The organism is Cellulosimicrobium sp. So1_17, assembly GCF_055181235.1.
The window spans coordinates 2,605,091-2,626,741 of record NZ_CM143702.1 but is presented as its reverse complement, the minus strand read 5'-3'; the positions used below and the strand labels follow the sequence as shown (position 1 = coordinate 2,626,741).

Below are 21,651 nucleotides of genomic sequence, written 5' to 3'. Positions count from 1 at the left end.
CTACCTCGCGGCCCGGTCGAACCAGTCGAGCGAGAGATCGGCGACCGCGGCCGGGGCGTCGTCGGTGATGAAGTGCGCCGCGTCGTCCACGTAGGCGAACTCGACGTGGTCGGCGTACCGCTCGGGGTCGCGGCAGATGCGCCCCATGAGCTCCTCGGTCGTGGGGTGGTCGCGGCGGCCGAACACGACGAGGGTCGGCACGGTGAGCCTGCGACTGCGGTAGGCGCCACGCATGATGCGCAGGGCCTCGGGCAGGACCATGCCACGGGCGAGCGGACGCACTGCGGCGTCGACCTCGGGCCGCTGCATCGGGGCGAGATGGGCCTCGATGGTCGCCTCCGACATCGGGCGGGCCACGTACCGCTCGGAGAAGTCTCCGCGCAACGGGGCGCCCGGGCGGTGCCAGACGTACTTGGGCAGGTGCTGGAAGGCCGGGACCAGCCTCGGGTGGAACCTCACGAAGCCCGGCCACACGGCGAGCTGGACGGCGGTCCGAACGCGTTCGGGGTGGTCGTAGGTGAGCTGCATCGCGGTGATGACGCCCATGTCGTGGGAGACGAGGTGGGCGCGCTCGACGTCGAGGGCATCGAGGAGGGCGAGCAGGTCGCGGAGCCGGGTCTCCCGTCCGATCCGCGGGTCGTCGGCCGCGGTCCAGCCGGCCCCGCGCAGGTCGGGGCAGTAGACGCGGTATCCGTGTGCGGCGATCACCGGAGCGATGGCGTGCCACTGCCACCAGTGCTGGGGGCATCCGTGCAGCAGCACGACCGCGTCGCCCTCGCCGGTCGTGGCGAGGTGCGTCCGCAGGCCGGGCGTCTCGACGACGAGATGCTCGAAGCCCGCGGCCTCGGGGAGCGGCGGTGCCCAGGTCGGGGCGAGCGTGGCCATGGTGGCCTCCTTGGGGAACTACTATGTTCATAGTAAACCTGATCGAAGGGGGTGTCCATGCCGGTGACCACCCGAGTGCGTGCACTCGAGGCGGCGGTGGAGCTGCTCGGCGCGCAAGGGGTGCGCGCGTTGAGCCACGCGCGGGTCGACGCCCGGGCAGGTCTTCCCGCCGGATCGACGTCGAACTGGTTCCGCACGCGCCGGGCGCTGCTCGCCGGCGTGGTGGACTGGATCGCCGAGAGCGAGCGGGCCGATCTCGATCCAGCCGCGCTGCCGGCGGTCACGCGGGTCGACGAGCTGATCGAGGGCCTGTGCGCCATGGTCGAGCTCCAGGCCGGGCCGTTCGCGGCGCGGACCCGCGCACGGTACGCGCTCTTCCTCGAGCTCGCGGGCGACCCGGAGCTGGGCGAGCCGCTGCGGCGGCAGCGCCTCGAGTTCGAGCGGTGGACCGAGCGGATCGTGGTCGCCGTCGGCATCGCCGACCCCGTGCCGACGACCCGGGCCCTCATGGCGTGCTGCGACGGCCTGCTCCTGCACCGGCTCACCGTCGACCCCGCTCTCGACGTGCGCCCCGCCGTCGAGCGCGAGGTGCGTGCCCTCGCACGGCCGTGACCGTTGCTCGGCCTCGGCGAGAGAGGCCGCGACGGCGGCGTCAGCGACAGCGACAGCGAGCGATCGGCGGCGAGCGTGGAGCGCTACCGCGCGCCGACGTGCGGGCGGGTGCGCGGGGCGAGCAGCGCGACGCCGACGGCGAGCAGCACCGTCACGCCGAAGCACACGACGTACGCCGCGAGACCGAGCGTCGGGTGGAGCGCCCACAGCAGCGACCCGGTGACGGCGAGCGCGGTGGCCGCGGCCACGGCGTCGGACACCTGCAGCGCGGAGCTGTTCGCACCCTGCTCCGCGACGAGCGACAGCTCGAGCGTGAGCACCGACAGGGTCGGGTGGGTCATGCCCATGCCCAGGCCGGCGAGGGTCCACGCGACCATGCCGACGACGGGCGGGACCGCCGTCCAGGCGAGCAGCGCCGCGCCCCCGATGCCGAGCGCGACGAGCGTCCCGCCGAGCCGCACGTACCCCGCGTGCGCGAGCCCCCACGTCGCGCGTCCGCGCAGCCACGACCCGGTCGACCAGCCGACCGCGCCGAACGTGAGGACCGCACCCGCGAGCGAGGGCGAGAGCCCGCGCTCGTGCGACAGCAGGAGCGGGAGGAGCACCTCGGCACCCATGAACGCAGCGGCGACGAGCCCGCGGATCGCGACGACGCTCGGCAGGCCACGGGCGGCGCGTGTCGTGCCGCGCGGGAGGAGGCGCGGCACGGCGACGACCACGGCCGCGAGGGACAGCACGAGCAGCACTCCGAGCCCGACGCCGCGGAGCTGGCCCGCGTAGTTGAGCGCCCCGATCCCGACGGCCGCGACGACCGCCCACCCGAGCGACGCCTGGCGCGCGGTGCGGTCGAGCGGCGACTCGGCGTCGACGGCAGCGTCGGCGGGTGAGTCGCCCTCGGAGGGCGCCGGCGCGTCGTCGGGCAGGTCGTCGGGTGCGCTGCTCGCGGGCGACGAGCCCCGGGCGACCCTCATCCCGGGGCGCATGAGGATCAGTGCCGGGACCGCGAGCACGGGGACGGCGAGGAACACCCAGCGCCACCCGACGTGCTCGACGACGAGCCCCGCGATGGCCGGCCCGACGATCGACGGGACGACCCACGCCGCGGCGAACGCCGCGAAGACCCGTGGCCGGCTCTCGGCGGGGAACACCCGGGCCACGAGCACGTAGAGCGCGACGATGTACAGGCCGGTGCCCACGCCCTGCAGCACGCGGCCCGCGACGAGCACGAGCATGTCCTGCGCGAGCCCCGCGACGAGCAGGCCGGCGAGGAACAGGCCGATGCCCGTCCACAGGGGGGTCACCGGGCCGGCGCGGTCGCTCCACCGGCCGGACGCGACCATCCCGACGACGCTCGACGCGAGGGATGCCGCGAAGGCGAGCGTGTAGAGGGTGAGGCCGTCGAGCTCGACGGCGACGGTCGGCATCGCGGTCGCGACGGCGAGCGCCTCAAACGCCCCGAGGAACACGAACGCGACCATGCCGAACAGCACGGTGCGCTGGGTCGCGGGTGTCAGCGGCTCGGGCGCACGAACGGTCGTGCGAGGCGTCTCGCCTGCGGCCGTACCGGGCCGTGCGTCGGGCCGCGTGCGCGGTTCCGCGGTCATACGAGAACTACCTTTCCGGTCGTCGCGCGCTCCTCGAGCTCGCGGTGGGCGCGCGCCGCCTCCGCGAGGGGTACCTGGTGGGTGATGACGCGCCACGTCCCGTCCGCCGCGAGCGCGAGGGCACGCTCCTGCAGGGCGAACAGGTCTCCCCAGGGTCGGGCCCGGGGTCCCACGGCCCACCGTACGTCGTGGGTCGACGCCGGTCCGCCGGATTTCCGGTGGTCGCGGCCGACGTCCCCGCCGGCACCGCCGTCGTCCGGGCGCTCTGCCGCGCGGTTCGCCGCGCCCGAGGACCATCCGTAGAGGACCAGGCGGCCGCCGTCGCGCACGAGCGACGCCGCGTCCGTCCCGGCGTCGCCGCCGACGCCGTCGAGCAGCACCGTCGCACCGCTCGGCCCGACGGCGGTGCGCGCCGCGTCGAGCCACCCGTCGGCGCGGTAGTCGATCGCGGTGAGCGTGCCGCGCTCGCTGTCAGGGTGAGGAGTCACCCCAGTGCTCGGGGGCCCTGACAGGGCTCGTGCCCCGGCCGCGGTGTCAGGGCGAGCGGTCACCCCGGTGACCTGGGGCCCTGACACCTCGGCGAGGGAGCGGACGAGCGCGGCCTTGACCGGTCCGCCGGCGAGCCCGACGACGCGTGCTCCCGTCGCCGCGGCCGCCTGCACGAGGAGCGTGCCGAGGCCGCCCGCTGCGGCCGTGACGACCACGACGTCCTCCGCCGTGAGCTCCGCGAGGTCGAGGATCCCGACGGCGGTGCGGCCCGTCCCGATCATCGCGAGCGCGTCCGGCGCGGTGACGTGGGCGGGGACGCGGTGCAGCGCCTCGACGGGCACGACGGCGAGGCGGGCGTACCCGCCGCCGTCGGGCCGCGCGCCGAGGTGGGCGGCGACGCGCCGACCACGCCACGCGGCGTCGACCCCCGGGCCGACGGCGTCCACGACCCCGGCGATCTCGCGGCCGGGGATCGTGGGGAGGTCGGGGAGGGGGAGCGGGCCGCCGGCCTCGCCGCGGCGCAAGGTCGTGTCGAGGAGGTGGACGCCGTGCGCGCGCACGGCGACGCGCACCTCGTTCGGCCCGGGGACGGGGTCGGGGACCTGGTCGAGGGCGAGGTTCTCGGGTGGTCCGAACGCGTGCAGGCGGATGGCGTCCACGGGGCTCCTCCAGGGGCTTCCGGCGCGACCGGACGGTCGCGCGCCCTGCTAGTCTCGAACCTCAACAAATGTTGAGGTCAAGCCCGGTGTCCGCCGGGAGGAAGAGGTCCCCTGTGCCCGACGACGTGCCCGGACCGGGGGACGAGCTCACCGTCGGACAGCTCGCTGCCCGCAGCGGCGTCGCCGTCTCCGCGCTGCACTTCTACGAGCGCGAAGGCCTCCTCACGAGCCGGCGCACGCCGGGCAACCAGCGGCGCTACCCGCGCGAGACGCTGCGCCGCGTGGCGTTCGTCCGGGCCTCGCAGCGGGTCGGCATCCCGCTCGCCCGCATCCGCGCCGCGCTCGCGACCCTCCCCGACGACCGCACGCCGACCGCGAAGGACTGGCACCGGCTCTCCGTCGCGTGGCACGCCGACCTCGACGCCCGGATCGAGCAGCTCACGAGGCTGCGCGACCACCTCACCGACTGCATCGGCTGCGGGTGCCTGTCGCTGCGCCGCTGCGTGCTCGTCAACCCGCACGACGAGCTGGGCGAGGAGGGGCCGGGTCCCCGGACCCTGCTCGTCGAGGGGCTGGACGACTGACGGCTCCCGGCTCCCGACGACGGACGACGGCTCACCAGTTCTTGGTGCTTCCGCTCCCGCCGTCGCCGCCGTCGCCGCCGTCGGACCCGCCGCCCGGCTCGTCGCCGTACAGGTCGCGGTACTCCTGCTCCTCACGGTCCGCCTCGCCGCGCGCCTCGGAGTTCTGCTCCTCGAGGCGCTCCTGGCGCTGCTGCTCCTCGCGCTCCGCCTCGCTCTGCTGGTCGCCCTCGGAGCCCTCGCCCTCGGACCCCTCGCCCTCGGACCCCTCGCCCCCAGATGCCTCGCTCTGCTCGTCGCCCTCGGAGCCCTCGCCCTCCTGCGGGTCGCCGGTGCCCTGGTTCTCCGGCTGGGAGTCCTGGGCCTGCTGCTGCTTGTCCTGGAGCCGCTGCTGCGCGGCCTCGGCCTGCTCCTGCTGCTCGGGTGTCTGCTCGGACTCCCCGCAGTCGGGCCACCCGCGGATCTGCTCGGCCGTCGCGTACGACTGCTCGGCGTACTCGTACCAGTCCTGGACGTCCTGGCGCAGCACGTCCGGGTCCGGCTCGGTGCCGTCGCCGTACGGGTCCAGGACGTCCTCGTCGTAGGGGAGGCCGGCGTCGCGTGCGGCGATCGCCTCCTCGACCGCGGCCAGCTCGGCCGCCTTGCCGTCGCCGTAGGCCATGTCGTCGTCGCCCGAGATCTCGTACGTGAGCGAGAGGTTGGTCTGGATCATGCAGCGTTCCTCGGGCGTCTCGTCCTCCGCGAGGTCGTAGGACTTCTGCAGCGACGTGATCGCGTCGTACGTCGCCCACGAGTCGCCCGCGCGAGCGTTCGCCGTGCCCGTGTTGAAGTGCGCCTTCCACGGCTCGACGAGGTTCATGGTCCGCTGCGACCCGTAGGTCCCGGCGGCGTCGAGGTGCGCGCCGTCGTCGTAGTCGCCCTTCGCGAACGACGCGATCGGGGCGAGGAACGTCAGCTTGAACCCGAGCACGAGCAGCGCGACCACGACCGGCAGCGTCCCGATCAGCCACCACGTGCGCCGGCGCAGGCGTGCGCGCCGCATCGCCGCGGCCGGGTGCACGGCGGGTCGGCGGCCCGGACCGGGCGGCGTCGGGGGCGGCGTCCAGCTCATCGGCGCACCCCCGTGCCCGACGGCGCTCGCTCGCCGGGTCGCACGAGCGACCGGGACGCCGACCGCGCCCAGAACCAGGCCTCGACGCCGAGCAGGACGACGAGCGCGAGCGCGAGCGGCCAGACGACGGGTCGGTAGGACGTGACGTCACGACGGCCGTCCGCGGCGACCTGCTCGGGGTCGATCCCCGCGACGAGCGGCGCGGTCTCCGTCGGCTCGGTGCGGTGCACGTACGGGACGCCGAGCTGCTCGGCGAGAGTGCCGAGCGTCTCCTCGTCGATCGTCGAGAGCGCCGCCACGGGCTCACCGTCCTCGCTGGGCTGCGACCAGTCGACGATGTACTCCGCGTCGGCGGGGTCGACGTCCGGGTCGTACTCCTTCATGCGCCCTCCCTCGGGCGTGCCGTACCCGAGCACGGCGCCGCCGTCGACCAGCGGCGCGAGGTCCGCGAACGACCGCGGCTCGCCGTCCGCGGTCTGCTCGCCGTCGGACAGGAAGAACACGAGGCGCGTGTTCGCCGGGTGCAGCTCGGCGGATCCCTCGAGGGCCGACCTCAGCTCGTCGAGGGGCCGGTCGGTGAGCGACCCCTGCGAGTAGCGCGTGATCTCGCGACGGAACGTGTCCGCCCATGACGTGATGGCCCGCGCGTCCGTGGTGAGCGGGAGCTGGCGCGAGGCCTGCGAGTCGAACGAGATGACCGAGTAGCGCGCGCCGGGGATCGCCTCGGTGAGGCTCACGACGTCGTGCCGGACGCCGTCGAGCCGCTCCCGGTCCTGGGCGGGCCCGTAGTCCTCGGCTGCCATCGAGCCCGTGCGGTCGACGACGAAGAACATGTCGACGTTCGTCACCGACGTGTCGCGGTCGGTCGAGGCCACGGACGGACCGAGCCCGATCAGCGCGAGCAGCACGACCGCCCCGGTACGGCGCAGCCAGGCCGCGCGCGGCGCACCCGGTCGGACCGCGCCGTCGGGCCCACGCCGGCCGGCGACGACGGCCTGCCACACCGTGAGCGCGAGCAGCGGCACGACGACGAGCGCGAGCGCCCACACGGGGACGAGCGGCTGGAGGCTCACCGGTCCCTCACCTCCCTCGACCGCGCGTTCACTGGCGCACCCGCCAGGCCAGGACGAGCAGCAGCCCGACACCCGCGACGGCCACGAGGAACCAGCCCGTCGGGCGGTCGGTGACGACGACCTCGGGTGACGCGTCGAGCTCGACCGCCTGCTGCGCCACGACGTCGTCGACCATGCCCTGCACCGCGGCGGGGTCGTCGGCGAGGAAATACAGACCTCCGTCGGCCTCGACCGTCTCCCGGTACTCCGTCTCCTCCGGCGTCCCCTCGTAGCGCTGGGACCCGCCGAAGATGCCGTGCAGCGTGATGTCGCGCGACGCGACGAGGTCGGCGGCCTGCGGCAGCGTGTAGATCGGCTCTCCCGACACGTAGTTGTCCGTCGCGAGGATGATCGAGCGCGAGCGCTCGGAGTCCTCGGCGTCGAACTGCAGCGCGCAGGTCGCGAGCCCGTCGCCGATGAGGCTCGCGCCGGCGAGGTTCGCCGTCGTGCCCGCCGTGAACTCCGCGAACTCGAGGATCTCGGCGTCGTCCGAGCCGCCCGTGTAGTCGAAGTCGGCCGGGTCCTTGTCGAGCGCGTCGATGCCGCGCTGCAGCTCCTCCTGGACGAGCGTGTAGTCGTTCGTCAGCGGGAAGACCGTGCGCGACGACGAGTTGAAGATCGACAGCGCGATCCGTTCGCCCTCGAAGCTGTCGACGAGCTCCTGGAAGACCTTGAGCACCGCGCCGTCGTACTCGATCATCGAGCCCGACACGTCGAGGCACAGGACGATGTCGCGCGTGCCGAGCCGGTCGACGACGACGTCGGTCTCCACGGGCCGCGCCGCGACGGCGCCCGCCCCGACGACCGCGACGAGGAGCCCGAGGGCCGTCGCGCCCTGGAGGAGCCGGTACCGGCGCACCCACGCCGCGAACGCCGGGACGCGCGCCAGGTACTCGGAGTTCGCGACCCACAGGACGTCGCGGTCCCGGTCGCGCGCCCCACGGCGGCGCGCGAGCCACCACGCCGCGGCGCCGGCCGCCACGACGAGGACCACGGCGAGCGCCCACAGCCACGGCCAGAGGATCGACGTCCCCTGCGGTCCCGGCGTCACCAGGACCTCACCACGGTGCGGGCGCGCGCGATCGAGTCCTCGGCGTCCGTGGTGCGGGCCTTCGGGTCGTTCTCGTGGTCCGCGAACGACGGCCGGTAGTAGCGCGTGATGAGCCGCGTGAGCTCGTCCGCGCCCGAGAGCTGCTGGATCTCCGACAGCGTCATGGACGACGCGTCCTGCCCGAGCCGGCCCGTCGCGAACCCGCGCACCTCGGCCGAGAGCGCGAGGTGCAGCGTGCGCTCGTCGAGCTCGCCCGCGTGGAAGCGCTGCGCGACGGCGTCGAGCCGCCGCTCGTACTCGGAGCGCAGGGCTCCGTACGGGTCGAGCGGCCCGGCGGGCGACGGGGGCGGCGGCACGGACGCGGCCTTCTCCGCGGCGCGCGCACGGGTGAGCCAGAGGACCAGGAACACGATCGCCGCCGCGACGAGCAGCACGACGATGCCCACGACCGTCCACCACCCCGGGTAGCCCACGGGGTCCACGAGCTCATCGGCGGGCACGCTTCTGCCTCCCCAGGAGCTCGACGAAACGCTGCACGACGTCGCCCGTGCCGTCCACGAGCACCGCCTCGACCTGGACCTGGCGCAGCCGGTCGGCGACCTCCGCGCGGCGCTGCGTCCGCGCCGTGGCCGCAGCCTCGGCGAGCCCTGCCCGGCCGCGCAGGAACGCGGGGAGCCGCAGCGCGCCGTCGACGTCCTCGACCTCGCGATGGCTCGCGGCCGGGCCCCCCACCGCGACAGGGGAGAGGTCCGCGACCTGCACGACCATCACCTCGTGGCGCACGCGGAGCGACCGCAGGAGCTGGTCGTGCTCGGCGGCGGGACGCGCCTCGTCCGTCACGACGACCACGAGCGAGCGGCGCCGGAACGCCGTGAGCACGCGGTCTAGCGGACGGGCGAGGTCGCTGGGCGGGGCGTCCGGGCGCCACATCCCCTCGACCGTGCTGAGCAGCACCTCGAGGTCCTGCGTGCTCGCGCGCGGCGGCAGCTGCACCAGGCGCCGGGCGTCGCCCGCGACGAGCGCGACCCGGTCGCCACGGTCCCGCGCGAGGTAGGCGACGAGCGCGCAGCAGAAGCTCGCGACCTCGGCCTTCGTCTCCCCGCTCGGGGCGGTCGCCCCCATCGGGCGCCCGGTGTCGACGACGAGCACCAGGTTGAGGTTCGACTCGCGGACGAACCGCCGGACGACGGGGATCCCCGCGCGCGCCGACGACTTCCAGTCGATGTCGCCGACGTCCTCGCCCGGCGCGTACAGGTGCAGGTCGTCGAAGTCCTGGCCGTGCCCCTTGAAGACCGACCGGTGCCGACCCTCGAGCAGGCCGGAGGCCCGGCGCGCGACCGGCAGGTCGAGCCGGGCACGCACCTGGGCGAGGCGGGAGACGTCGGGCACGGGTGATCTCTCGGGTGGCGCGGGAACGGTCAGGGGGTAGGGACGGCGTCGAACACGGCGTCCACGAGCTGCTCCGGCGGGACGTTGTTCGCGAGCGCGTCGAACGTGCGCACGAGGCGGTGGCGCAGCACGGAGTACCGCACGGCCTTGATGTCGTCGGGCACGACGAACGCGCGCCCCGCGAGGATCGCGAGCGCCTGGCCCACGCGCATGAGCGCGATCCCGCCGCGCGGCGACGCGCCGACGCGCACGTGCCGGTCGAAGCCGGGGATCGGGCGCGGGCCGGAGAAGCGCGTCGTGTTGATGAGGTCGACGACGTAGCGCTTCACCGAGTCGTCCACGTACACGTCGTCGACGAGGCCCCGCAGGAAGCGGACGTCGTCGAGCGAGACCGGCTGGGCGGTGATCGGCTCGCTCATCTGCCCGGTCGCGACGCGCTGCAGGATCTCGAGCTCCTGCTGCGGCGTCGGGTACGTCAGCACCTCCTTCATGAGGAAGCGGTCCATCTGGGCCTCGGGCAGCACGTACGTGCCCTCCTCCTCGATGGGGTTCTGCGTCGCGAGCACCATGAACGGGTCCGGGAGCGGGTAGTTCTCGCCGCCGATCGAGGTCTGCTTCTCCTGCATCGCCTCGAGCATCGCCGACTGCGTCTTCGCGGACGAGCGGTTGATCTCGTCGAGCAGCACGACGTTCGCGTGCACCGGGCCGAGCTGGGTCGTGAACTGGCCGGTCGCGTAGTTGTAGATCTGCGTGCCGACGATGTCGTTCGGCATGAGGTCCGGCGTGCACTGGATGCGGTGGAAGCGGCCGTCGATCGCCGCGGCGAGCGTCTGCGCGGCGGTCGTCTTGGCGAGGCCGGGCACCGACTCGAGGAGGATGTGGCCGCCCGCGAGGAGCGAGCTCACGAGGGCCGTGCGCAGCGCCTCCTGCCCGACGACGCGCTGGTCGAACACCTGACCCATGCGCTTGAGGAGGTGGCTCGCGCGATCGAGGTCCGCCGTCGAGATGCTGCCGTGCCCTGCGGCCATGTGGGTCGCCCTCCGGGTGGGTGTCGGTGCTGGGTGCGGCTCGCGAGCCGTACGAGGACGTGCGCCCGGGACGTCGCGACCCCCCGGCGAACCCGGCCCAGTATGCCAGCGGGACCTGTCGCCCGGCGGGTGTCGTCCACAGCCCGGGGTGGGGAGGACTCCCCGTCCCGGGCGCGCGTCGTCGGCCCGCCGGGACGTCCGCGGCGGACCGCAGCGCGGGAATGCGGGCCGCGCGCCGCGCGGTTGGACGGGCATGAGCACCGACACCCGGGCGGCCCTCGACGCCGATCCCGCCCTCCTCGCCCTGCTCGCCGCGCGCCACCAGGGGGTCCTCACGACGCTCAAGCGCGACGGTCGGCCGCAGCTGTCCAACGTGCTGTACGCGTGGGACCCGGACGACGGCGTCGCGCGCGTGTCCGTCACCGCGGACCGGGCCAAGACCCGCAACGCGGCCAGGGACCCGCGCGTGTCGCTGCACGTGAGCGCCGAGGACTTCTGGAGCTACGCCGTCGTGGAGGGCGACGCGGAGCTGAGCCCGGTCGCCGCCGACCCGCACGACGCCGCGGTCGACGAGCTCGTCGAGACGTTCCGCGCGGCGGCCGGCGTCGAGCACCCGGACTGGGACGACTTCCGGCGCGCGATGGTCGCCGAGCGGCGCCAGGTGCTGCGCGTGCGGGCGACACGCGTCTACGGGATGGCTCGCCTGCCCCGCCCGTGAGGCGCCGCGCCGTCGGTCCGGCGGAGTGACGTCGGTCGCGCGGGGCGCCGTGGTTCCCGCCCGACGCCGTGGCGCGCCTACCCTGGTCGCGTGACCTCGACCGCCGTGCGCCGTGCGCCGACCGACGCGCGCCCCGCGAACCCGTGGTGGCTCGTCCTCGCGGGGCCGTTCGCCGTGGTCGTCGCGGTCCTCGCCGTGCTCGCCGCGGGCGGCTTCTCGGGGGCGTTCGCCGCGATCCCCGGCTTCAGCGACCCCGGCGCGCTGGTGCGCTACGGGACGCCCGTCGTCACCGTGCTCACGGAGCTCTCCGTCGCGCTGACGCTCGGCTCGCTCGTGCTCGCGGCGGTCGCGCTGCCCGCGGGCGAGGCGGTGCGTCGCGCGCTCGGCCTCTCCGGCGTGGCAGCGGCGACCTGGGCCGTCCTCTCCGTGCTACAGGTGGTCCTGCGGTACTCGTCGATCTCCGGCACCGCCGTCACGGCCGAGACGTTCGGCGACCAGCTCGGCCTGTTCGTCTCGCAGGTGAGCCTCGGGCGCAACTACCTCGCGGTGGTCGTCGTCGCGGCGGTCACCTCGGCGCTCGCGCTCGCCGTGCGCAGCGCGACCGGGGCGCTGTGGACGGCCCTCGTCGCGCTCCTCGCCATCGCGCTGCAGGCCAACACCGGGCACGCCGCGGGCGCCGCGTCCCACGAGCTCGCGGTGTCGTCGATGTTCCTCCACCTCGCCGGCGCCGCGCTGTGGGTCGGCGGGCTGGGGACGCTCGCCGTCGTGCGGGTGCGCGGCGGGCTCGGGCGCCAGGACTTCGCCGCCGCGGTCTCGCGGTACTCCGCGATCGCGCTGTGGTGCTACGTCGCCGTCGCCGTCTCGGGCGTCGCGAACGCGACCATCCGCGTCGACACGCTCGCCGGGCTGACCACCGACTACGGCATCCTCCTGCTCACCAAGGTCGCGCTCATCGTCGTGCTCGGCGTCGTCGGGTTCGCGCACCGCGAGCTCGTCGTGCGCCGTCTCGCCGGCCCGACGACGCCCGCTCGCCCGGGCGGTCGAGGCGGCGGTCCCGGCACGGCTGCGGGCAGCACGGACCGGGCCGCGGGAGCGGCGAGCGACGGCGCGAAGGCCGCGGGCGTCGTCGGGCAGCGCGGGGCGACGGGCGGGCAGCGGGGCGCGGACGCGACCCGCTGGCTGTTCTGGCGGCTCGTCGCGGTCGAGCTCGCGATCATGGGCGCGGTCTCCGGCGTCGCGGTCGCGCTCGGCTCGACGGCGCCGCCCGTCCCGCAGACGGAGTTCGTCGACCCGACGGCCGCCGAGATCGTCACCGGCCACCCGTTGCCCCCGGAACCGACGTTCGCGCTGTGGTTCACCGAGTGGCGCTGGGACCTGCTGCCGGCGTTCGCGTGCGGTGCGGCGCTCGTCGTCTACCTCGGGTGGGTGCGCCGGCTCGCGCGGCGCGGCGACCGCTGGCCCGTGGGGCGCACGGTCTCGTGGTGCGTCGGGATCGTCGTCCTCTTCTGGGTGACGTCGGGCGGGCCGGCCATGTACGGCCACGTGCTGTTCAGCGCGCACATGGTGCAGCACATGGTCCTCGCGATGGTCGTGCCGATCTTCCTCGTGCTCGCCGCCCCCGTGACGCTGCTCCTCCGCGCGGTGCCGCCGCGCAAGGACGGGTCGCGCGGCCCGCGCGAGTGGGTGCTCGGGATCGTCACGTCGCGCGTCGGGCAGTTCTTCGCGAACCCGATCGTCGCCGCCGTGAACTTCGCCGGGTCGATGATCGTCTTCTACTACACGCCCGCGTTCGAGTACGCGCTCACGACGTACGCCGGGCACCTCGCGATGCTGCTGCACTTCACGCTCGCGGGGTACCTGTTCGCGAACGCGCTCGTCGGCATCGACCCGGGCCCGCACCGACCGCCGTACCCGCAGCGGCTGCTCCTGCTGTTCGCGACCATGGCGTTCCACGCCTTCTTCGGCGTCGCGCTGACGTCCGGCGAGATCCTCTTCGTGCCGGAGTGGTTCGGGCTGCTCGGCCGCGAGTGGGGCCCGAGCGCGATCGAGGACCAGCAGCGCGGCGGGGGCGTCGCGTGGGGCATCGGCGAGCTGCCGACCCTGATCCTCGCGATCGTCGTGGCCGTGATGTGGACGAAGTCCGACGAGCGCGAGGCGAGGCGTCGCGACCGCCAGGCTGACCGCGACGGCGACGCGGAGCTCCAGGAGTACAACGCGAGGCTCGCCGAGATGGCCGAGCGCGACGAGCGCACCCCCCGCTGACCCGCCGAACACGACCTGAAGGTCGTTCTGGGGCTCATTCCGTCCTCCAGGTCGTGCTCGACGGCGAGTGGTGGCGTGCTCGGCGCAGGTGGCGGCGGACGTCGGCGACGAGCCGACCCGGCCGGGACGCACCGGGCGGCGTCACGTCCCGCCCGGTGAACCGCAGCAGGTCGACGGCGCCGCTCCCGACGAGGTCGTTCTGCCGCGTGCGGTCACGGAGCAGCGCAGCGGGCTCCGAGTGCACGTCCCTCCCGTCGAGCTCGGCGATCAGCCATCGGCCACCGGGCAGCCGCCACCCGACGTCACCGCGGCCGAGGAGCCGACCCTCGTCGAACACCTCGACCTGGAGGTCGTCGGGGGCGATGCCGGCATCGGTGCAGTCGAGCCGGGCGAACGTCTCGAGCGGGGACTCGGCGCGCGCGTCCGACTCGGCCCACCACGAGTGCGTGCGGGCGACACCGCGCCGACCTCGCGCGAGGTCGTGCGCCCGCTCGAGACCCGCCGCCGACAGGAGCCCGAGCCGGCGCGCGCTGTCCATCGCCGCGACGGCCCGCCTCCGCCCCATCTCCGGCACGGCCTGGGCCAGCGCCCAGTCCGCCGTCGCGACCCATCGGCCCTCGACGCTCGTGACGGTCATGCCGTCGTCGAACTGGCGGAGGTGCATCCCGTCGCGTGAACGTGCCGCCCGTGCGCCCGGAAGGGTCGCCTCGGGGACCGGATCGACCCGGACCCCCTCGACACCGAGCAGCACCAGCGCGCACGGCCCGACGGCGATCGCGTCCCGACCGTAGGCGAGCAGCCCGAGCCACGCGGCGCGGCGTCGTCGGTGGTCGTGGGCGCCCGTGCCGGTCCGGCGTGGGACGGGCGTCACGACGGTGTCGAACACCGCGTGCGTGACCCGGCACCACCGCCCCTTCTCGACGAGGCGCGCCCGGCGATGGGACCCGACGCCGTGCTCGTCGCACTGGCTCGCGGAGAGCAGCCCTTCCTGGGCCTCGGCGACGACGAGCAGGTCGGCGGGGATGGCGGTCGGCGTGCGCATGGGACGGATCGGAGCAGACCGCGTCGCCCCGCCGCGACAGCCCGGTGCCCGCCTGTGGACGAGCCTGTTCGGATCTGGGCCTGTGGACGACCAGGGCAACCGCTGCCTGCGTCGGTCTCCTCGACCGGCGACGGCTTCGCCGTCGACACGCGCGACCTGACGACGAGCATCCGCCTCCGTCGCCGAGAGCGTCTCCACTCGCCGTCGAGCATGACTTGAAGGTCGATAACGCGCCGATAGCGACCTTCAGGTCGTGTTCGGCGGGGAGGGTGAGGTGGGCGGCGGGCGAAGGAGGGGGCGTGATAGGACGTACTCGTGAGTAACGACGCCGCCGCCGCGCCCGAGCCCGACCGTCCCACGACCGCCGACGCCACCGCGTCGACACCGTTCCACGACCTCGACCAGTACGTCGCGATCCCGCGCACGAGCGGGCTCGCGCTGTCGCGCGACGGGAGCCGACTCGTCACCACCGTCCAGACGCTCGACGCGAAGCGCACGGCGTACCGCACGGCGCTGTGGGAGGTCGATCCGACCGGCCAGGACCCCGCTCGTCGCCTCACGCGCTCCACCAAGGGCGAGTCGAGCGCGACGTTCACCGCCGCGGGCGACGTGCTGTTCACGTCGGCCCGGCCGGATCCCGACGCGACGTCCGACGACGACCCGAAGGCCGCCCTCTGGCTGCTCCCTGCCGGCGGCGGCGAGGCGCGCGTCGTCGCGACGGCGCCAGCGGGCGTGGGCGGACCGCTCGCCGCGGCCGACGCGCCGGTGATCTCGGTCGCGGCCGACGTCCTCCCGAGCGCGCGCGACTTCGCGCACGACGGCGAGCTCCGGAAGGCGCGCAAGGACGGCAAGGTCGCGGCGATCCTCCACACCGGGTACCCCGTCCGGCACTGGGACCACGACCTCGGCCCCGGTCAGGCGCACCGGTTCGTCGCCGACCTCACGACCCTCGCCGACGAGCCGGCCCGGCCCCTCCCGGCGCCCACCGGTTCGACCGACGACGCCGCGACCGGCGCTCCGAGCGACGGCGCACGGTCCGACACGTCCGAGGGCGCACCGCACGACCCGAGGCTCCTCGACCTGCGCGACGTGAGCCGCGGCTTCGGGCACGGGGGCGCAGCGCCGGGCCGCGCGCTGTGGGAGCACTCGGCGGACCTGTCCGCCGACGGCACGACCCTCGTCACGACGTGGCAGGTCCCCGGGCCGGGCGCGTCGACGCGCAGCACGCTCGTCGCGATCGACACGGCCACGGGGGAGCGCCGCACGCTCGTCGACGAGCCGGGCGCCCAGGTGCATGGCCCGCGCATCTCGCCCGACGGCGCGTTCGTCGCCTTCGTCCGCGAGACCCTCACGACGCCGCAGCAGGCGCCCGAGGAGACGCTCGCCGTCGTCCCGCTCCACGCACCCGACGGCCCTGCCGGTGCGGACGGGTCGCACGACGACGGCCCGACGACCCGCGCCGAGAACCACGCGACGCCGCGGACGCTCGCGCCGCACTGGGACCGCTGGCCGACGTCGCTGCGCTGGCTCCCGGACGGCTCGGGGCTCCTCGTCACGGCCGACGACGACGGCCGCGGCCCGGTCTTCCTCGTCGCCTTCGCGCCGGACTCGAAGGGTGAGCACGGCACGGCCGAACGGATCACGAGCGACGACGCCGTCTTCACGGACGTGCAGGTCGCGCCCGACGGCCGCAGCGCCTACGCGCTGCGCACGAGCTACCTCGAGCCGTCGGCGCCGGTTCGCCTCGACCTCGGTGCGTTCCTCGACAGCGGTGAGCCGGGCGCCCGGACCCCTGTGCCCGCGACGCCGCTGCGGGGTCCGGTCGCGGCCCCCCACCTTCCCGGCACGCTCGTCGAGGTCGAGACCGCGGCGTCGGACGACGTGCGGGTGCGCGGCTGGCTCGCGCTCCCGCACGGCGCGAGCGCGGAGGACCCGGCGCCGCTCCTGCTGTGGATCCACGGCGGGCCGCTCGGCTCGTGGAACGCGTGGAGCTGGCGCTGGAACCCGTGGCTGATGGTCGCGCAGGGCTATGCGGTGCTGCTCCCGGACCCGGCGCTGTCGACCGGGTACGGGCAGGACTTCGTCCAGCGCGGCTGGGGCCGCTGGGGCCAGGCGCCGTACACGGACCTCCTCGCGATCACCGACCACGTCGAGACGCTGCCCGAGGTGGACGCGACCCGGACGGCCGCGATGGGCGGCTCGTTCGGCGGGTACATGGCGAACTGGGTCGCGGGCCACACCGACCGCTTCCGCGCGGTCGTCACGCACGCGAGCCTGTGGGCGCTGGACCAGTTCGGCCCGACGACCGACCACTCCTACTACTGGCAGCGCGAGATGACGCCGGAGATGGCGCTCGAGAACAGCCCGCACCGGTTCGTCGGCGACATCGTCACGCCGATGCTCGTCGTCCACGGCGACAAGGACTACCGCGTACCGATCGGGGAGGGGCTGCGCCTCTGGTACGAGCTGCTCTCCGCGTCGGGTCTGCCGGCGAGCCCGGACGGGGAGACGGTCCACCGGTTCCTCTACTTCCCGGACGAGAACCACTGGATCCTCACGCCGCAGCACGCGAAGGTCTGGTACCAGGTGGTCCTCGCGTTCCTCGCCGAGCACGTGCTCGGCGAGACGCCGGGCGAGGGCGACGCGGCCCTGCCGACGACGCTCGGCTGAAGGCGGCGAGCCCCGGCCGGGCGACCGAGCCCCTCGTGCACCGGCCGCCGAGCACGTCGTCGCTCGCTGCCGAGCACGACCTCGGGGTCGCTATGAGCTCCATAGCGACCCTGAGGTCGTGTTCGGCGTCAGGGCGTCAGGGCGTCAGGGCGTCTCGGCGTCGCGGGTCAGGGCGTCAGCCGACAGGGAGCGGAGCCAGGCTCGTCGCGACGCGCCACCGCCGGACGAGCCGTCGGTCGGCGGCGCCACGAGCCGCGTCCCAGGCGCAGTGCTGAGTGCTCTCTCGGTGCTCGAGCAGGGCGACCCGGTCGTTCTCGAGCGCCCACAGGAGGGCAGCCCGGACGTCGCGGCGTGCGGGGGCGGAAGGCAGGGTGTCGTGCATGGTCCTTCTCGTCGTCGTCGGTGGTCGTCGCGCGGCCTGTCGGCCGCTTCCACCGAAGGAGACGGAGAAGATCGCCGTCCGTGACGTGGCTTCTGTGACTTTTCTCAGGAGTTGCGCCGCGAGGCGGCCACGATCGCCTCCGCGAGGTCGCGCGGGCGCGAGAACATCGGCCAGTGGCCGGTGGGCACGTCGACATAGGTGACGTCGTGGATCTCCCCGAGCTCGGTGTGCAGGGGCGGGCCGGGGTTCGCGAGCTGGGCCAGCACCTCGGACGGGATGGAAGAGCAGACCACCGTGGCGGGCACGCCGAGCCGGTCGGGGTTCGACACCCGGACCGGGCCGCGCGCGACGGGGCCGGGCGTCGGCACCGCGCGCTCGCGGAACCGGGCCAGCGCGGCGTCGTCGAGGCCGTCGACGCTCGACCCCTGCTCCGCGAGCTCGTCCCAGGACGGCAGCGGGACCTCCGCGGCGTCGTCCGGCAGGGCCGAGTTCAGGGCGGCCCCGTCGACGAGCGGCCCCGCGTCCACGTAGACGACGCGCCGGAAACGCGCCGGGTCGCGGTCGACGACCTGCTGGACGACGGGGCCGCCCCCGCTGTGCCCGACGAGCACGACCGGGCCGTCGAGCCCGGTGACGAGCCCGGCGACCGCCTCGACGTGGTCGTCGCGGGTGATCGCGGCCCGGTCCTGCGGGGTCGACGCCGGGTCCAGGCCAGGAAGCGTCACGGCGTGCGGGACGAGGCCGGCTGCCTCGAGGTGGGGGACGACGTCGTCCCACGCCCAGGCGCCCAGCCAGAAGCCGGGGACGAGGACGACGTGGACCTGCTCCGTGGTCGCCTCAGCGGTCTCGGACGAGTTCTTCTCCTGCTGCGTCTCGGTCATGGGACGACTCTCGCACCGCCCTGGTGACACCTGTCTGTCACCATTGTCTCCACAGGTCGGCGCTGCCCGGGAGGTCGAGTCGTGAACAGGACCGAGCGGCTCTACGCGATCGCCGAGGAGCTGCGCCGCGCGGGCCCGACGGGCACCACCGGGCCGCGTCTCGCCTCGGCGCTCGAGGTCAGCGAGCGGACGATCAAGCGCGACGTCGCGGCGCTGCAGCAGGCAGGACTGACGATCTGGGCACAGGCGGGCCCGGGCGGGGGCTACGTGCTCGACCCGAGCGCGACGTTGCCGCCCGTGAACTTCACGCCCGGGCAGGCCGTCGCCGTCGCCGTCGCGCTCGCGACGCTCCCGCCGGCGAGCCCGTTCGCCGTCGACGCCGCCGCCGCACGCGGCAAGGTGTGGGACGCGCTCGGTGCGGGTGACCGGGAACGCGCCGAGGCGCTCGCGGCGCGCGTCTGGGTGCGCCGGCCGTCCCCCGGCGAGGCCCTCGACCCCTCCGCGCCCGACGCCGCGCCGGTCTCGCCCGACGCCGCGCCGGTCTCGCCCGACGCCGTGCCGGCCGCGCCCGACGCCACCGCGCGCGACGGGCGGTCCGGCGGGGACGTCGTCGAGCGGGCGCGGACGCACCTCGGGGTGCTGCGCGCCGTCGAGCAGTCGCTCGGCGCGTCGCGCGTCCTCGCGATCCGTTACCGCGACGGGCGCGGAGGGGAGACCGCGCGCCGCGTGGAGCCGGTGATCCTCGCGCACACCGACGGCCGGTGGTATCTCGTGGCGTGGTGCCGTCTCCGCGAAGGGATCCGCTGGTTCCGGCTGTCGCGCGTCGTGCGCGCGGACGTGACCGCCGAGACCTACGCGCCGCGACCGGTCGCGGACGTGGGCGAGCCGCCCGCCGACGCCGTCGCGGTCTCCCGGGCGGGCTCGTCGAGCTGACGCAGGGCGACGAGCAGGACGGCGGCGACCACGCAGGGCACGGTCGCCAGCCAGAACACCGCGGCACCGTACCCGGGCACGAGGAGAGGGGCGAGCACGCCCACGAGCGCACCCACCTGGAGGACGGCGCCGAACACGCCGACGCCACCGGCGAGCCCGCTCGGCAGCCAGCGCCCGAGCAGGACCGGGCCGAGCGCCTGGAAGAGCGCCGCGAAGCCCGCGTACCCGACCTGGGAGAGCACGAGCGCGACGGCACCGCCGCGGGCGGCGCCGTCGCCCCAGGCGGCCGACGCCGCGAACGAGGCGGCGGCGACGAGGGCGGCGACGACGAGCACGTGCCGCGCACGGCCGCTCGGCACCGACATCGCGACACGGCGCAGGACGAGGAGCTCGGTCACCGCCGTGACGACGAACAGCGCGCTGACCCACGACTCCGCGTGCCCCCCGGCCACCACGTGCAGAGGGAGGTAGACGAGCCGCAGGCTGTCGGCGCTCTTGAGCAGCACCAGCGCGAGGCCGACAGCGGCCAGGCCGAGCGCGACGGCGTGCCCGTCGGCACCGCAGGGACGGGCCGGGTCGGCTCGCGTCCTCGCCTCGTCCCCCGTGCCATCGGCCGGCGTCGGGGCGGGCGCAGCCGCACCGGCCTGCGCCGGAGCGGGCGCGCCGGTCCCGGTCGGCCCGCCGACCGACCACGTGAGCACGGCGGCGGTCACCGTGGCCAGGGCGCCGAGGAGCACCGGGTCGAGCGGTCCGGGCAGCGCGACGGCGACGCCGTAGAGCGCGACCCCGAGCACGTACCCCAGGACGGAGAGTGAGCGGACCTGGGCGGAGAGCGCGGCGTCGTCGGTCGACGCCGCGAGACCGTCCGCCTGGATGGCGCGGACCGTCACCGGCATGGCCGCGACGAAGAGCATGGACAGGACGCCCCCGAGGTGGATCGCAGGGAGCGACGCGCCGGTGGCGGCGAGCACGAGCCCGCCGGCCGACCCGAGGAGGAGGGCCGGGAGCACGCCGCGACGACCGGTCCGTCCGAGGTGCCGGACGGCCAGGACGGAGAAGGCGAACGCCGCGAGCGAGTTCACCGCGAAGAAGACGGCGATCTGCACCTTCGACAGTCCGGCGGCGTGCAGCGCGAGCGGGTACCCGGGTGTGATGACGCCGGTCATCACCGCGACGAGCAGCCACGCCAGGCCGGGGCGGGACCGGATCAGGAGCGCCATGCGTCCCCCTGCGGTCCGAGCGGGACGTACTCGACCGCCGATCCCGCACGGAAGGCCTCGACGTCGAGCCCCGACCCGGCGACCGCGTCGACGACGCGTACCGCAGACCCGCGCGCGATCTCCGCGCGGGCGTGCTCGGCGTCGGCGGCGTCGAGCACCGTGAGCGTGGTCCGGGGGGACGCGAGCGGTTCGGCCTCCCGCAGCGCGCGGACGTGCCGGTCCATCGCGAGGAAGGAGTCCAGCCACGCGTGGCCCCGCGGGACGTCGGTGCGCTGCGGGTAGTTCTCGACGAGCCGGACCGCCTGCGCCTCCGGCTCCGGGTGCTTGACGAGGAAGACGGCGCGGTTGCGCTGCCACTCGCGCACCCGGTCGGGGTCGAACCGGACCACGTGGTGGTGGTCCCAGGTCCAGGCGCGCGTGCTGTGCGCGATCGCGAGGCCGGCCCGGTGGGCGCGGTAGCCGAGGTCGGTGTCCTCCAGGCCCCACCCCCGGTAGTCGTCGTCGAATCCTCCGAGCGCCCGGTACGCGTCCACCGGCAGGGAGAGGTTGCAGCTGAACTGCAGGTACCACGCGGCGGCGATGCGGGCGTAGTTGTGGGAGTACACCGCCGTGACGCGTTCGCGGACCTCGGGGCGCCACGCGGTGCCGTCGGCGGGGGAGCGGTGGCGCCGGTGGCCGTTGAGCAGGATCCCGGGGGCGGCCCGGTGCCAGCGCACGTGGTCCTGGAGCCAGCCCGGCGGCGCCTCCTGGTCGGCGTCGACGAGGACGAGGAGGTCTCCGCTCGCGACGGCGGCCCCCGCGTTGCGTGCGGCCGCCCGGTTGCCGTCGCCCTCGCGGCGCACGACGTGGACCTCCGCGGGCCCGCCGAGGTCGCGCAGGACGTCCGCGACGGGCTCGTCCGAGCCGTCGTCGACGACGACGATCTCGACCGGCACGTCGACGACCTGTTCCTGGACGGACCGTACGAGCCGCCGCGCGTCGCGGATCCCGTCGCGGCAGATGGTCACGACAGACACCGACGC

Annotated in this window: 20 protein-coding genes; 6 read left to right on the top strand and 14 right to left on the bottom strand. The window is 74.9% G+C overall.

The features are described 5' to 3' along the window. A complete protein-coding gene (locus ACZCLJ_RS11525) occupies positions 1-885 on the bottom strand; it encodes an alpha/beta fold hydrolase (protein ID WP_463103782.1) in 885 nt (294 codons plus the stop codon). Positions 886-942: 57 nt separating this feature from the next. Here ACZCLJ_RS11525 and ACZCLJ_RS11520 point away from each other — a divergent pair, with 57 nt between their 5' ends. Further along, complete coding sequence (locus tag ACZCLJ_RS11520) at positions 943-1,497, top strand: TetR/AcrR family transcriptional regulator (RefSeq protein ID WP_463103781.1); 555 nt, start codon at positions 943-945, stop codon at positions 1,495-1,497. Between the two features lie 83 nt (positions 1,498-1,580). On the opposite strand, the gene ACZCLJ_RS11515 is transcribed toward ACZCLJ_RS11520, so the two are convergent. Both ACZCLJ_RS11515 and ACZCLJ_RS11510 read right to left on the bottom strand, forming a co-directional pair. Next, positions 1,581-3,101 carry an MFS transporter gene (locus ACZCLJ_RS11515; protein ID WP_463103780.1) on the bottom strand — a complete coding sequence of 507 codons (1,521 nt, stop codon included), beginning with the start codon at positions 3,099-3,101 and terminating at the stop codon, positions 1,581-1,583. Further along, complete coding sequence (locus tag ACZCLJ_RS11510) at positions 3,098-4,249, bottom strand: alcohol dehydrogenase catalytic domain-containing protein (protein ID WP_463103779.1); 1,152 nt, start codon at positions 4,247-4,249, stop codon at positions 3,098-3,100. Before ACZCLJ_RS11510 ends, ACZCLJ_RS11515 begins: the two co-directional genes overlap by 4 nt. A gap of 68 nt (positions 4,250-4,317) precedes the next feature. Here ACZCLJ_RS11510 and soxR point away from each other — a divergent pair, with 68 nt between their 5' ends. Beyond that, positions 4,318-4,833 carry a redox-sensitive transcriptional activator SoxR gene (soxR, locus tag ACZCLJ_RS11505; protein ID WP_463103778.1) on the top strand — a complete coding sequence of 172 codons (516 nt, stop codon included), beginning with the start codon at positions 4,318-4,320 and terminating at the stop codon, positions 4,831-4,833. A 31-nt stretch (positions 4,834-4,864) separates the two neighbouring features. Here the strand turns inward: soxR and ACZCLJ_RS11500 are convergent, their stop codons facing one another. Genes ACZCLJ_RS11500 through ACZCLJ_RS11475 form a run of 6 tightly spaced genes read right to left on the bottom strand, consistent with a single transcriptional unit; the run spans position 4,865 to position 10,521 of the window. Further along, entirely contained in the window at positions 4,865-5,941 is a 1,077-nt protein-coding gene (locus ACZCLJ_RS11500) for a hypothetical protein (RefSeq protein ID WP_463103777.1), read from the bottom strand. Then, positions 5,938-7,014 carry a vWA domain-containing protein gene (locus ACZCLJ_RS11495; RefSeq protein ID WP_463103776.1) on the bottom strand — a complete coding sequence of 359 codons (1,077 nt, stop codon included), beginning with the start codon at positions 7,012-7,014 and terminating at the stop codon, positions 5,938-5,940. The genes ACZCLJ_RS11500 and ACZCLJ_RS11495 overlap by 4 nt, the downstream gene beginning before the upstream one ends. Positions 7,015-7,042: 28 nt before the next feature. Next, a complete protein-coding gene (locus tag ACZCLJ_RS11490; protein ID WP_463103775.1) occupies positions 7,043-8,104 on the bottom strand; it encodes a vWA domain-containing protein in 1,062 nt (353 codons plus the stop codon). Further along, positions 8,101-8,604, bottom strand: coding sequence for a hypothetical protein (locus ACZCLJ_RS11485; protein ID WP_251152137.1), 504 nt, complete (start codon positions 8,602-8,604; stop codon positions 8,101-8,103). The genes ACZCLJ_RS11490 and ACZCLJ_RS11485 overlap by 4 nt, the downstream gene beginning before the upstream one ends. Then, positions 8,591-9,493, bottom strand: a complete 903-nt coding sequence (locus tag ACZCLJ_RS11480) for a DUF58 domain-containing protein (RefSeq protein ID WP_463103774.1) — start codon at positions 9,491-9,493, stop codon at positions 8,591-8,593. The genes ACZCLJ_RS11485 and ACZCLJ_RS11480 overlap by 14 nt, the downstream gene beginning before the upstream one ends. Positions 9,494-9,522: 29 nt before the next feature. After that, complete coding sequence (locus ACZCLJ_RS11475) at positions 9,523-10,521, bottom strand: AAA family ATPase (RefSeq protein ID WP_251152139.1); 999 nt, start codon at positions 10,519-10,521, stop codon at positions 9,523-9,525. Positions 10,522-10,774: 253 nt separating this feature from the next. Here ACZCLJ_RS11475 and ACZCLJ_RS11470 point away from each other — a divergent pair, with 253 nt between their 5' ends. Further along, positions 10,775-11,239, top strand: a complete 465-nt coding sequence (locus ACZCLJ_RS11470; RefSeq protein ID WP_463103773.1) for a PPOX class F420-dependent oxidoreductase — start codon at positions 10,775-10,777, stop codon at positions 11,237-11,239. 90 nt (positions 11,240-11,329) lie between these two features. Then, positions 11,330-13,501 carry a cytochrome c oxidase assembly protein gene (locus ACZCLJ_RS11465; protein ID WP_463103772.1) on the top strand — a complete coding sequence of 724 codons (2,172 nt, stop codon included), beginning with the start codon at positions 11,330-11,332 and terminating at the stop codon, positions 13,499-13,501. 34 nt (positions 13,502-13,535) lie between these two features. Here ACZCLJ_RS11465 and ACZCLJ_RS11460 read toward each other — a convergent pair whose 3' ends face one another. Then, positions 13,536-14,543 carry a type IV toxin-antitoxin system AbiEi family antitoxin domain-containing protein gene (locus ACZCLJ_RS11460; RefSeq protein ID WP_463103771.1) on the bottom strand — a complete coding sequence of 336 codons (1,008 nt, stop codon included), beginning with the start codon at positions 14,541-14,543 and terminating at the stop codon, positions 13,536-13,538. A gap of 315 nt (positions 14,544-14,858) precedes the next feature. Between ACZCLJ_RS11460 and ACZCLJ_RS11455 the strand changes: the two genes are divergently transcribed. Next, positions 14,859-17,213 (top strand): S9 family peptidase, encoded by a 2,355-nt coding sequence (locus ACZCLJ_RS11455; protein ID WP_463103770.1) that lies wholly within the window; start codon positions 14,859-14,861, stop codon positions 17,211-17,213. Between the two features lie 175 nt (positions 17,214-17,388). Here the strand turns inward: ACZCLJ_RS11455 and ACZCLJ_RS11450 are convergent, their stop codons facing one another. Both ACZCLJ_RS11450 and ACZCLJ_RS11445 read right to left on the bottom strand, forming a co-directional pair. Next, positions 17,389-17,595, bottom strand: a complete 207-nt coding sequence (locus ACZCLJ_RS11450) for a hypothetical protein (RefSeq protein WP_463103769.1) — start codon at positions 17,593-17,595, stop codon at positions 17,389-17,391. A gap of 104 nt (positions 17,596-17,699) precedes the next feature. Beyond that, positions 17,700-18,476 (bottom strand): alpha/beta fold hydrolase, encoded by a 777-nt coding sequence (locus tag ACZCLJ_RS11445; RefSeq protein ID WP_251152144.1) that lies wholly within the window; start codon positions 18,474-18,476, stop codon positions 17,700-17,702. An 81-nt stretch (positions 18,477-18,557) separates the two neighbouring features. Here ACZCLJ_RS11445 and ACZCLJ_RS11440 point away from each other — a divergent pair, with 81 nt between their 5' ends. Then, positions 18,558-19,409 carry a helix-turn-helix transcriptional regulator gene (locus ACZCLJ_RS11440; RefSeq protein WP_463103768.1) on the top strand — a complete coding sequence of 284 codons (852 nt, stop codon included), beginning with the start codon at positions 18,558-18,560 and terminating at the stop codon, positions 19,407-19,409. On the opposite strand, the gene ACZCLJ_RS11435 is transcribed toward ACZCLJ_RS11440, so the two are convergent. Both ACZCLJ_RS11435 and ACZCLJ_RS11430 read right to left on the bottom strand, forming a co-directional pair. Further along, positions 19,328-20,629 (bottom strand): hypothetical protein, encoded by a 1,302-nt coding sequence (locus ACZCLJ_RS11435; protein WP_463103767.1) that lies wholly within the window; start codon positions 20,627-20,629, stop codon positions 19,328-19,330. The genes ACZCLJ_RS11440 and ACZCLJ_RS11435 overlap by 82 nt on opposite strands. Next, a complete protein-coding gene (locus tag ACZCLJ_RS11430; RefSeq protein WP_463103766.1) occupies positions 20,617-21,645 on the bottom strand; it encodes a glycosyltransferase family 2 protein in 1,029 nt (342 codons plus the stop codon). Before ACZCLJ_RS11430 ends, ACZCLJ_RS11435 begins: the two co-directional genes overlap by 13 nt. Between the last annotated feature and the right edge of the window lie 6 nt (positions 21,646-21,651).

What these genes read in the sequence shown, in the direction of transcription:
- ACZCLJ_RS11525 (WP_463103782.1), bottom strand. Translation starts at nt 885, where the DNA reads ATGGCCACGCTCGCCCCGACCTGGGCACCGCCGCTCCCCGAGGCCGCG.
- ACZCLJ_RS11520 (WP_463103781.1), top strand. Translation starts at nt 943, where the DNA reads ATGCCGGTGACCACCCGAGTGCGTGCACTCGAGGCGGCGGTGGAGCTG.
- ACZCLJ_RS11515 (WP_463103780.1), bottom strand. Translation starts at nt 3,101, where the DNA reads ATGACCGCGGAACCGCGCACGCGGCCCGACGCACGGCCCGGTACGGCC.
- soxR (WP_463103778.1), top strand. Translation starts at nt 4,318, where the DNA reads ATGTTGAGGTCAAGCCCGGTGTCCGCCGGGAGGAAGAGGTCCCCTGTG.
- ACZCLJ_RS11500 (WP_463103777.1), bottom strand. Translation starts at nt 5,941, where the DNA reads ATGAGCTGGACGCCGCCCCCGACGCCGCCCGGTCCGGGCCGCCGACCC.
- ACZCLJ_RS11475 (WP_251152139.1), bottom strand. Translation starts at nt 10,521, where the DNA reads ATGGCCGCAGGGCACGGCAGCATCTCGACGGCGGACCTCGATCGCGCG.
- ACZCLJ_RS11470 (WP_463103773.1), top strand. Translation starts at nt 10,775, where the DNA reads ATGAGCACCGACACCCGGGCGGCCCTCGACGCCGATCCCGCCCTCCTC.
- ACZCLJ_RS11460 (WP_463103771.1), bottom strand. Translation starts at nt 14,543, where the DNA reads ATGCGCACGCCGACCGCCATCCCCGCCGACCTGCTCGTCGTCGCCGAG.
- ACZCLJ_RS11450 (WP_463103769.1), bottom strand. Translation starts at nt 17,595, where the DNA reads ATGCACGACACCCTGCCTTCCGCCCCCGCACGCCGCGACGTCCGGGCT.
- ACZCLJ_RS11445 (WP_251152144.1), bottom strand. Translation starts at nt 18,476, where the DNA reads ATGACCGAGACGCAGCAGGAGAAGAACTCGTCCGAGACCGCTGAGGCG.
- ACZCLJ_RS11435 (WP_463103767.1), bottom strand. Translation starts at nt 20,629, where the DNA reads ATGGCGCTCCTGATCCGGTCCCGCCCCGGCCTGGCGTGGCTGCTCGTC.